Annotated in this window: 11 protein-coding genes; 3 read left to right on the top strand and 8 right to left on the bottom strand. The window is 63.3% G+C overall.

Translation table 11 applies throughout. From position 1 onward, the window contains the following. Nucleotides 1-454: 454 nt before the first annotated feature. Nucleotides 455-1,846, bottom strand: coding sequence for an NAD(P)/FAD-dependent oxidoreductase (locus C495_RS14730; protein WP_008164292.1), 1,392 nt, complete (start codon nucleotides 1,844-1,846; stop codon nucleotides 455-457). Nucleotides 1,847-2,117: 271 nt separating this feature from the next. Between C495_RS14730 and C495_RS14725 the strand changes: the two genes are divergently transcribed. After that, nucleotides 2,118-3,095: a D-2-hydroxyacid dehydrogenase gene (locus C495_RS14725; RefSeq protein ID WP_193788016.1), complete on the top strand. Its 978-nt coding sequence runs from the start codon at nucleotides 2,118-2,120 to the stop codon at nucleotides 3,093-3,095. Nucleotides 3,096-3,243: 148 nt separating this feature from the next. Then, nucleotides 3,244-3,672 (top strand): universal stress protein, encoded by a 429-nt coding sequence (locus C495_RS14720; RefSeq protein ID WP_008164290.1) that lies wholly within the window; start codon nucleotides 3,244-3,246, stop codon nucleotides 3,670-3,672. 75 nt (nucleotides 3,673-3,747) lie between these two features. On the opposite strand, the gene C495_RS14715 is transcribed toward C495_RS14720, so the two are convergent. Next, nucleotides 3,748-4,119 carry a DUF7344 domain-containing protein gene (locus tag C495_RS14715; protein WP_008164288.1) on the bottom strand — a complete coding sequence of 124 codons (372 nt, stop codon included), beginning with the start codon at nucleotides 4,117-4,119 and terminating at the stop codon, nucleotides 3,748-3,750. Nucleotides 4,120-4,282: 163 nt separating this feature from the next. Further along, nucleotides 4,283-5,317, bottom strand: coding sequence for an aspartate-semialdehyde dehydrogenase (asd, locus tag C495_RS14710; protein ID WP_008164286.1), 1,035 nt, complete (start codon nucleotides 5,315-5,317; stop codon nucleotides 4,283-4,285). A 237-nt stretch (nucleotides 5,318-5,554) separates the two neighbouring features. Here asd and C495_RS14705 point away from each other — a divergent pair, with 237 nt between their 5' ends. After that, entirely contained in the window at nucleotides 5,555-5,806 is a 252-nt protein-coding gene (locus C495_RS14705; RefSeq protein ID WP_008164284.1) for a hypothetical protein, read from the top strand. A 102-nt stretch (nucleotides 5,807-5,908) separates the two neighbouring features. Here the strand turns inward: C495_RS14705 and C495_RS14700 are convergent, their stop codons facing one another. From C495_RS14700 to C495_RS14680, 5 genes are all read right to left on the bottom strand, one after another. Then, nucleotides 5,909-6,100, bottom strand: a complete 192-nt coding sequence (locus tag C495_RS14700; protein WP_008164282.1) for a 30S ribosomal protein S17e — start codon at nucleotides 6,098-6,100, stop codon at nucleotides 5,909-5,911. A gap of 91 nt (nucleotides 6,101-6,191) precedes the next feature. Continuing rightward, nucleotides 6,192-7,175 (bottom strand): hypothetical protein, encoded by a 984-nt coding sequence (locus tag C495_RS14695; RefSeq protein WP_008164280.1) that lies wholly within the window; start codon nucleotides 7,173-7,175, stop codon nucleotides 6,192-6,194. 80 nt (nucleotides 7,176-7,255) lie between these two features. Further along, nucleotides 7,256-7,876 carry a DUF447 domain-containing protein gene (locus C495_RS14690; protein WP_008164277.1) on the bottom strand — a complete coding sequence of 207 codons (621 nt, stop codon included), beginning with the start codon at nucleotides 7,874-7,876 and terminating at the stop codon, nucleotides 7,256-7,258. After that, complete coding sequence (locus tag C495_RS14685) at nucleotides 7,873-8,724, bottom strand: triphosphoribosyl-dephospho-CoA synthase (protein WP_008164274.1); 852 nt, start codon at nucleotides 8,722-8,724, stop codon at nucleotides 7,873-7,875. Before C495_RS14685 ends, C495_RS14690 begins: the two co-directional genes overlap by 4 nt. A 63-nt stretch (nucleotides 8,725-8,787) precedes the next feature. Then, complete coding sequence (locus tag C495_RS14680) at nucleotides 8,788-9,540, bottom strand: tRNA-dihydrouridine synthase (protein WP_008164272.1); 753 nt, start codon at nucleotides 9,538-9,540, stop codon at nucleotides 8,788-8,790. Between the last annotated feature and the right edge of the window lie 3 nt (nucleotides 9,541-9,543).

Below are 9,543 nucleotides of genomic sequence, written 5' to 3'. Positions count from 1 at the left end.
CCCTCAGTGAGCCACGGCTATGGCTCGCTGGGGGTTTTCGTATTTATATCATAGTGATAATACACGTCTCGGTATTTGCTATCCATGTCACTCATGTGTTCAGAAACGGTGTCACCCGGAACACTAACGTCCAGCCTCATCCCGTGGCGGCATGCCGCGTCAGCTGGCTAACCCTCGTGCCGGGCGGAGGAGTCTCGATCCTCGGACGGGTAGGCGAAGCCCACCGAATGACTGTTGCGTGCCCGGGTTCGCCGTGCTGTCATCGCACCCGAATGGGTAAGCTCGGACGGGGACTAAAGGCACGCAGTTGCATTACGTGAGTGGATGGTTTAACGCTTTCAATGAGCGGCGACAACAGCGTGTCATCCGAGCGAAGACGACTCGAGAACGGTGTCGTGAGTCTAGGTAGGCTGTCAAACCGAGTGGCTGGTCGGATTTGCTGGCCGATTTCGAGTCAGTAGAAGTACTCGTCTTCGCGCAGTTGGACGTAGCCGCCGTTGCGGTACGCAAACTTCCGCTTTTTGTAGGCGAAGAGGATCTTGGAGGCATCGAGGCCGGCGGAGTAGCGCTGATTGAGTAAGACGTTGTCAGTTGTGGTTCCCTGCATCTGATTGATGACGTCGAACGCCCAGTCCCAGTCGTCGGGTTCGTAGTCTTTGACGATATCGGCGAACGAGACGTTCCGACGGATTTCGTCGCCGATCGCGCGTTTCCAGACGTCGTTGTAGTTTTCGAGCGAGTCGGTTGCGGCCAGTCTCCCGGCGATTTTCCCCGTCCGGACGGCGACGTGGTAACCGCCTTCGTGGAAGGCGGATGTCGTCCCCATTGCGCCGCCGGCGACGGCGATGTTCGCGCCGACGGGTGAGTCGATCGGTCGCGTCGAGGAGATCGGGTACGTTTCTGTCCCGTTCGACTTGCCACGGTCCTCAACGATGGGAATGTCGGCTTCGATGTCGTACTCGTCGCCGTACTCCTGTTCGAGCAGGCGGGTGATGTACTCCGAACCCGACGGCAGCTGCTCGTCGGAGGGATCGAGCAATGCATAGGAGTCGGGGTTGGCAACGTCCTCGAGTCGCATACCAATCGGCATCGTCAGGCCGACGCGGGCGACCGTGCCGTCGTTGGGGAACACCCAGGGGTAGGCGGTTTCGCCGGGCATGTAGCCCCACCAGAATTTGAGGGTGTCTTCGAACTCTGCGAACAGTTCCTCGGGGAACTCACGGTACTCCTGATAGGCGATGTGGTTCGCGTCTGGCGGCGAGAGGTAGTCGGAGACGCTGCGGCCGGGTGCAGTGAACTGGTCGAGTGCGTCGAGGGTGATCCGGCGCTGTGGCCCGTCGGCGAGGACGACGTACTGTGCGGCGAGCTGGTCGCCGTTCGAGAGCGTCAGCGTGTGGGTTGGGCCGTTCGAACTCGAGGCTCGAAGATCGGTCTCGAGGTCTTTGACACCCGTGCCGACACGGAGGTCGGCACCGGCGTCTGCGGCGCGGTCGTAGAGCCAGTCATCCATGCGCGTGCGGTGGAAGGTGTACCCGAACTTCGGGTACGTGGCGTCTATTCCCGTCGTCGTCAGTGTGACACTACTGTTGGGACCGACGAATTCGGTGGCCTCGAGTTCCCGGTGGATGACGTCGTCGGGGACCTCCCGGTAGTCGAAGTCCATAATGTCGATCCAGTAGTCGAGCATGCCGGCGGCGTCGGTCGAGTCGGGGCCGAGTCCATCGCGGTCTTCGCGCGGGACGCCCTGTTCGAAGAGGACGGTCTCAGCGCCGTGGGCAGCGGCCCGTTCGGCCGCGGATGCGCCCGCAGGACCGCCACCGACGATCGCGACATCAACGCGTTCCATACTCCATTGGGAGTCTGTCACCCGTATTAAACTGCGTGAAATTCGTGTCAGAAACACAGTCGACGGTGCCGTCGAGTTGCAGGTCACGGTCTGCTCGTGATTCGAACCAGTCTAATCACACGACTCATAGGCGTGTCGCTTTTGAGACGGACTGCTGTCGGCACGGCCCGCCGAGTTCCGACCTCGATCGGGACAGCAGACCGTCTGAATGGCTCCCCCGAAGGCGGCTGAGAGACGAACCCTTTTGATGGCACCGTCCGAGGGAGTGTACATGACTGACGCTGAGACAGAGACGCCGGATGTCCTCGTCCTTCGGAACGGAACGCACGGGATGCCAGTCGAGCAGTACGCGGCTGCGATCCGGGAGCGACTGCCGAACACGACGGTTGAACTCGCGCGCACACCCGCCCAAGAGCGTGCGGCAATCGAGAATGCGCGTTTTGTCACCGGCATGACTCTCGACGAGGACCTGCTCTCTGCGGCGGCGAACCTCGAGGTGTTCGCATGTGCCTACGCAGGGACTGGTCATCTCCCGCTCGACACACTCGAGCAGCGACACGTCACGGTCACGAACGCATCGGGCGTACACGGCCCGAACATCGGCGAACATGTTCTCGGGGCGATTCTTCGGTTTGCGCGCTGCTTTCACGTCGGTGCGCGCCAGCAGCGTCGGCGGGAGTGGCGCCACTATAAGGCCCACGAGCTACAGGGATCGACGGTGACGATTGTTGGGTTAGGGGCGATCGGACAGGCAGTTTGTGAGCGACTCGAGCCGTTCGGCGTCGAGACGATCGGCGTCCGCTACTCCCCGGAGAAAGGCGGCCCGACGGACGAGGTACTCGGCTTCGACGGGGAGGCGTTCGACGAGACACTGGCTCGGACCGACTATCTCGTCCTTGCCTGCCCGCTTACGGAGACGACGCGTGGCCTGGTCGACCACGAGGCGTTCGTGACGATCGATCCTGATGCCGTCCTCATCAATATCGCCCGCGGGCCGGTCGTCGACACCGACGCGCTTGTCGACGCGCTGCGCTCGAACTGGATCCGTGGTGCGTCGTTGGACGTTACCGATCCCGAACCACTGCCAGAAGACCATCCGCTGTGGACCTTCGAGAACGTCCAGATCACACCCCACAATGCGGGACACACGCCGAAGTACTACGAGCGACTCGCCGACATCGTCGCCGAAAACGTTCGTCGGGTCGCCGATGACCCGAGCGCAACGCTCGAGAATCAGGTGATGCCGTGAACGCACCATCTCGATGACGGGTCGGTCATCGAGAACTGCAGCTTTTTTATGCGATAGCACGAAGCCGGGGTATGGAACGATCAGCGCTGCTCGGTTGTGTTCGGCTGTGTGTTCGTGATCGGACGGCGACACACGTGGGGGAGCGACGATGACGCTTTCGTTCGACGGAACGGTCATCGTTCCCGCGGCTGACCCCGACGACGGCGAACGGACGGCTGCAGCGCTCAAACCGCATCTCGGGCCACACAGTACGGTTGTCGTCGTCAACGTGATCGAGAAAGGCGGTGGCGTGCCTGATAAAGCTCCGATGGAACGGCGTGAGGAGTACGCCGATGAAATCTTCGACCGTGCACGACGGGCACTCGAGTCGACTGAGACGACGATTGAAACGGATGTGCTCTACGGGACCGATGTCGTCGAGCGGATCTTTTCCGAGGCGGCAGACAGAAACGCTGACGCCGTTGCCTTCATCCCGCGTGAGGGGAGTCAGCTCGTGCAACTGCTCACCGGCAACGTCGCACAGCGTCTCATTACTGAAGCGTCTGTTCCGGTCGTTGCCCTGCCCCACGACGACTGAGACGGATTGCTGTAACTATTTGCCGCTCATCGCCGATCCGTGGCTGTCGATCCACGGGACATCGTTACAACAGTCTCAGCGTCGGATGAGCAACTCGGCTCCAATCTCCCGCAGCGAGATGGTGTTCGTGTCGACATCGAAATCGATGGCGTCGGCCGCCGCTAACGCCGGGAGGTGAACGTGTCGAAGCGAGAGCTGAACGCGTCTGCGCGTCCCCAGTAGGGCGTCACCGGTCGCGGCGAGTGCGCCGCTTGGGTGCCCTCGTTGCTCGAGTGTGACGTACTCTGCGAGCTCGACTAGCGAGACCGGTCGGTCGTGTTCGACGAGATACTCGAGGACAGTTCGGCGTTGCTGATCGGCGAGCAGATCGGTCGCTGGGTCCGTCTCAGTGGCGGGCGTCGACTGCAGGGTCGAGAGGGATTCAGGCTCGGAGACGAGTGGCAACATACCCTCGCTTGGGATCGAACACGGTTGTATACGCTGCCAACGTGTACAGGATCGATTCGCTGACTCGAAAAACGAGATCGTCGTCTGGACGCGTCCAGACGTGGAGTGTGCCGTCTCCGCGGATTCTCGAGTCGATCGTTCACCCGCGGGTCGATCGAGGGGTCTAGAGGTAGCCGTTCTCGAGCAGCAGTTCGCCGTTAAGCACGCTGGCGCCGGCTGCACCGCGCATCGTGTTGTGGGCGAGACAGTTGTACTGCAGCCCGAACGTCGACTCGCGGATGCCGCCGGCAGAGATCGACATCCCGTTGCCGAGGGTGCGGTCGAGGCGTGGCTGTGGTCGTTCGGGGTCTTCGAAGACCTCGATCAGCTGGTCAGGCGAGGAGTGCAGGTCGGCCGATGGGTATTCGCGCATGGCCTCGGCTGCCCCCGCTGGGGAGAGTTCCTCTGCGGTCTCGACGAAGACGTTCTCTAAGTGGCCGTCGATCGTCGGGATGCGGTTACAGGATGCGCCGACCTCGACGTCGTTGAGCGTCAGTTCTGCGCCGTCGAAACTGCCCAGCAGCTTTTTCGATTCGGTCTCGAGTTTGTCTTCTTCGCCGCCGATGTGCGGGATCGCGTTGTCGATGATCTCCATCGAGGTGACGCCGTCGTAGCCGGCACCGGAGACGGCCTGCAGGGTTGCGACGTGGACCGTCTCGAGACCGTACTCCTCGAGGGCGGCCAGCGTCGGCACGAACGTAATCGTCGAGCAGTTGGGGTTTTTCACCATTGCGCCATCCCAACCACGCTCGTCGCGCTGGACCTCGAGCAGGTCGATGTGGTCTGCGTTGACCTCCGGGATGACGAGTGGGATGTCGTCGTCCATCCGCCCGTTCGAGGAGTTCGAGGAGACGACGTAGCCGGCCTCACAGAACGCCGACTCGACGGCTTCGCCGACGCTCGAGGGAAGCGACGAGAACAGCAAGTCGACGTCGCTGGGGACCTCGTCGGGGTCGGTCGCGGAGACGGTCATCGCCGCGACGTCGTCCGGGATCGGACTGTCGGCGCGCCATTTGGCGGCCTGCCGGTAGGTCTTGCCGGCACTCGATTCGCTTGCGGTCAATGCTGCAATCTCGAACTCCGGGTGGGGGTCGAGAAGTTGAATCAGTCGCTGTCCAACGGCACCGGTCGCACCGAGAACGCCAACTCGTACTGCCATTTTCCGGGAGTCGGAGTTGCGAGCGCAAAACCGTTTGGGTTTCCGTCGCTCGTCTCCGTGTCTAACCTGACTGAACACGCTCCGTGCGAGTCGATTTCCGGCCGTACAACGGTTTGAACGACGTGGTGTCGCTCTTCTTGGCTGGTGCGTATAGAAGCGGTTAAGAAATCGGAGTGAAATCTATCGGTCGATGTACGCACAACACGTTCGACTCGAGTCGGACGCGGGGTGGTCCCGATGACGAACTCGACTGCAACCTCGAGCGGTGTCGGGCCGTTCGAAACTCGATTTCAGACTGGTGCCGCAGTGCTTTCGGCACTCAGCTTTCTCGCTGCAGTCGCCGTCGGCTGGATGGGGTATCAGGAGGCGACACTCCTCGGAACCGAGTTAAACATCATCTCCGGGTCGGCCGGCCTCATGCTCGCGGGATTCCTCGGCACCGTCGCACTCGTCGTCGCGTTCTACATGGAGCCCGGGTTCGACCACTGACGTTCTGTAACGCCCCCGCTTCCTTTTCGCTGCTCGTGGACACAGTACCGAACCGCAAAGCCGTCGGCTCACACGCTTGTCGAACTCGGGGCAGAAAGGTGCTTACGCAGGGACCTGGGCGCTCTTCTTGCGAGTGACGTAGCCCGCGATGCGGTTGCGGACGCCTTTGGACTCGACGGTGGTGAGCTTCGTGACGCTGTCTTTGTTCTGTTCGAAATCGGTCGTGAACGCGTCCGGGTACCGTTCCAACAGGAGGTTCCCGGTCTTCTTGACGTAGGCCGGTTTGATTGCCATACAGGATGATTCCGTCCAGAGGCTTTTAATGCCTTCTCTTCGGCGCTACGGAAGAGTCTGCCAGTGTCGACTCCGATTCGGGCCGTGTCGATCAGAGACGTCCGTCAACTGTGAGACGATTGTTCGTTCGCTGGGACTGTTCGACCGGCGTCTCGTCGTCGGCGTTGTCGATGAGTTCCTGAAACCGATCGGATCGGTCAGCGATTCGATCGATCGTCTCGCTATCGGGCGTCTGCGATCGAGATTCCACGAGAAACGTCGTGATCACGACGGTTTTTACCCACGGCTTGAGGACGCCGGTGTAGACGGTAAGGAACACGCCGCCAACGACAATCCAGCCGGCGATTTCGACTGTCGCCGAAAGGCCGCTGAGAACGCTCGCGATCGGCGTCAACGCCAGCAAGACGATAAAGGCCGCAGCGTACAGGCCGAGCACGATCAGCATGGTCGAACCAAGCACTGGCTTCCAGGTTTTCCCGTAGAGGACGACACCATCTCGAGCCGAGCGCCACGGGTTGTCGTCGTCGGTGATGAACATGTGGGCGATGATCGCTTCGTCGATGTAGCTAGCTGCGATCGCGAGTGCCTTGCCGACGAGTCGAATCAGCTTTTTTAGGCTCGGGACGGTGCCGAACAGCCGCGAGAACGAGACGACGCTGCTGTTGAACTGTTTGACGACGGCTTTGACGACCTGATCGACGGCAAAGAGTGCGCTCGCCTCCGCAAAGCGGTCCGTCACCTGTGTTTTACCGTACTGGAGCTGATTCGACGGCACCTCTCCAGTGTCGATGATGTGGGCGATCACGGCGATGTGGGCCGCTTTGACCAGATACAGCACGTACCGGCTGAACAGCCGCCAGCCCCAGACGAACAGGCCGACCGCGATGAGCAATCCGATCGCTGCGATCCAGCCGGAGATCGTCCCGGCCTCGAGAAACCGGTGGCCGATCCAGAGGACGGTCCCGAAGTAGAGGACTGAAACGATGCCAAGCAGCAAGCCGACGCCGATTCTGAGCAGGACGAACGGGAGCGTTTTCCCGTAGACGCCTGTCGCCTGTCTAAAGTGAAGTACCATGTGCCCTCGCTTGGCCGCGGCTTTCCTCATAAACCTGCGGGCGCGGCCGAGGACAGGGGCTGTTGCGTTCGGTTCCGGGCTCACCAGTTCGAGTGTTCGCGCACGCGCTCGAGCGCCTTGCGCTCGCGCGGACTCCCGGCGCGGTCGACGACCGACGCGCAGTACTCGAGGCGCTCACGAAGGTCGGCGTCGTCGTAGCCTGCAACGCCGAGGCGCGAGGCGGCGACGGTGGCCTCGATGACGGCCCCGAAGCCGCGGTCGATCGTCGGCACGCGCTCGCGGCGGATCTCGGCGTCGACGGGGTGCAGCGCCCACCGCTCCCAGTCAGTTCCGTCGTCGGTGCCCGACTCGAGCGACTCGACGGTGACTCGAGTCCACGCGTTCGCGGACTCGAGGATCGGCTCCTCGCCTTCGACGATCGAGAGTGCGGCGTCGGCGAAAACGACGGGGTCGTCGACGAACTGGACGTAGCCCTCGCCCTGTCGGTGGAAGTTGCCTCGAGTACGGGTTTTCCCCCACGTTCGCGCGGTGATGGGTCCGTCGCCGTCGCCGTCGGCGAACAGCCCCAGCGGCGCGGCGTTCCACAGGCCGTTCGGCCCGAGCGTCGTCACGATGGATTCGGTGACGCCCGACAGCGAGACCGGCCAGTCGGCGGTGTCGGCTGTCTCGCCGTCATCGTCGTGCCCACGGTCGGCGCTCATACGGAAATCGCCTCGCGCTCGAGGGCGATGAACAGCCCGGCCGCCGTGAGGTCTGCCGTCGTGCCGGGATTGACCCCGCGCTCGACGAGTTCGTCGGCGAACGCCTCGACGGCGTCTCGGTCGGTCTCGAGGGCATTCCGTTCGACCAACTCGCCCGCGCGTTCGGTCACTTCTTTGGCGATGGCCTCGCCACGTCGGTTCGCGACGAGCGTGTCGGGTCGGTCGGCGAGCAAGGAGAGAAAGACGCTCGCGGCGCGGTCCGTCAGCGGGCCGTCGGCGTCGGCGAGGCGTTCGGCGGCGGTAAACGATCGTTCGAACCCGGTTAGCCACTCGCGAGCCACGTCGTCGCCCGGCACGCTGTGGTCCATCACGTCGAACAGCGTCAGGCTGCGGTCCTCGAGTGCGGGAATCGCGTCGCTGCCGCGGCGGACGTCGAGCGGTTCCATCTCCGTGGGTGGCTCGCCGACGAAGACGTCGACGTGGTCGAACGCGCGGTAGAAGCCAGCGGCGTCGGCGACGGTGGTCTCCTCGCAGACGGCCTCGACGATCGGCTGTGAGAGGTCGTTTCGGGCGGCCCGGACCAGCGGGACGAGCAACAGCAGCGCCCCGAACTGGGTGTTTCCACCACCCTGTTCGGCCATGCCTTCGATCGCGCGCTCGAACGCTGGTCCGACCGCACTGCCGTTTTCGGCCAGTTCGAGGCCGTCGCGGGCACCGACTGTTCCCGCGAGAAAGTGTTCGAATCGCAGACCCTCGAGGTCGCGGTGGCGGTCGACATTGCCCGGTTTGGGCGTGCCTGCGACCTCGAGTAAGAGTGCCAGTTCCGCGTTTTGCGCCGGCGTTCGCATGGCATTCGCTACGAGATGCGTGATGTAAGGACTGTCCTTTCGGTGAGTCTCTCGGGCTGGCCGTTACCGACTCGGTGTCGACTCGAGGCCGTACGCCTCCTCGACGGCAGCGAGCACGCGCGCTAAAACGTCCGGATTGTCGCTGGGGCGACCGACGCTGACCGCATCGGCACCGTAGTCGACGTACTCCCGGACGGTGTCGGCGTCACGGACGCCGTTGTTGGCGATGACAAAGAGATCCGTCGCGTCGACGACCTCACGGACGACCGACTCGCTGTCCATCGCGTCGATGTGGACGAACGCCGCGCCCGCGGCCTCGAGCCCCTGTGCAAGCGCCGGCAGGTCGACCCCGGGGACCTCCGCCCGAACTTTCACACCGACGGTCGCGCCGGTTTCGGCCGCCTGAGTGACGTACTCCCGGAGTCGATCGGCATCTCGAAGCAGCATCTCGCCACAGCCGACGGCACACAGCTCGTCCTGTCTGCAGTGGGCGTTGACCTCGAGCAACGCGTCCCGATCACGGCAGACCCGCGCCGCGTCGGGGATCGGGTCGGGCGTCGCGCTCCGGACGTTGAACGCGGGCTGGATGGGCACGTCCTCGAGGGCGGCGAGTTCGCGGTCGATGAACGCGAGCGGATCGTTGGGGAGGAACTCGGTGCGATCACGGGCGACGAGGTCGCGGGCGGCCGCTCTCGAGTCGTCGTCGATGGCGATGCCGCCGAGGAACGCCGCGCCCGCGTAGTCGGCTCCGGCACGGGCCCAGTCGGCGTCGGCTTCGCCGCTGAGACTCGCGAGTGCGAGTGGTGGACTGAACATGCG

Origin of the sequence: Natronorubrum sulfidifaciens JCM 14089 (genome assembly GCF_000337735.1) — an archaeon.
Lineage (GTDB): Archaea > Halobacteriota > Halobacteria > Halobacteriales > Natrialbaceae > Natronorubrum > Natronorubrum sulfidifaciens.
The sequence above is the reverse complement of the archived record's forward strand: the minus strand, read 5'-3'. Positions and strand labels throughout refer to the sequence as shown.

What these genes read in the sequence shown, in the direction of transcription:
- C495_RS14730 (WP_008164292.1), bottom strand. Translation starts at nt 1,846, where the DNA reads ATGGAACGCGTTGATGTCGCGATCGTCGGTGGCGGTCCTGCGGGCGCA.
- C495_RS14725 (WP_193788016.1), top strand. Translation starts at nt 2,118, where the DNA reads ATGACTGACGCTGAGACAGAGACGCCGGATGTCCTCGTCCTTCGGAAC.
- C495_RS14720 (WP_008164290.1), top strand. Translation starts at nt 3,244, where the DNA reads ATGACGCTTTCGTTCGACGGAACGGTCATCGTTCCCGCGGCTGACCCC.
- C495_RS14715 (WP_008164288.1), bottom strand. Translation starts at nt 4,119, where the DNA reads ATGTTGCCACTCGTCTCCGAGCCTGAATCCCTCTCGACCCTGCAGTCG.
- asd (WP_008164286.1), bottom strand. Translation starts at nt 5,317, where the DNA reads ATGGCAGTACGAGTTGGCGTTCTCGGTGCGACCGGTGCCGTTGGACAG.
- C495_RS14705 (WP_008164284.1), top strand. Translation starts at nt 5,555, where the DNA reads ATGACGAACTCGACTGCAACCTCGAGCGGTGTCGGGCCGTTCGAAACT.
- C495_RS14700 (WP_008164282.1), bottom strand. Translation starts at nt 6,100, where the DNA reads ATGGCAATCAAACCGGCCTACGTCAAGAAGACCGGGAACCTCCTGTTG.
- C495_RS14695 (WP_008164280.1), bottom strand. Translation starts at nt 7,175, where the DNA reads ATGGTACTTCACTTTAGACAGGCGACAGGCGTCTACGGGAAAACGCTC.
- C495_RS14690 (WP_008164277.1), bottom strand. Translation starts at nt 7,876, where the DNA reads ATGAGCGCCGACCGTGGGCACGACGATGACGGCGAGACAGCCGACACC.
- C495_RS14685 (WP_008164274.1), bottom strand. Translation starts at nt 8,724, where the DNA reads ATGCGAACGCCGGCGCAAAACGCGGAACTGGCACTCTTACTCGAGGTC.
- C495_RS14680 (WP_008164272.1), bottom strand. Translation starts at nt 9,540, where the DNA reads ATGTTCAGTCCACCACTCGCACTCGCGAGTCTCAGCGGCGAAGCCGAC.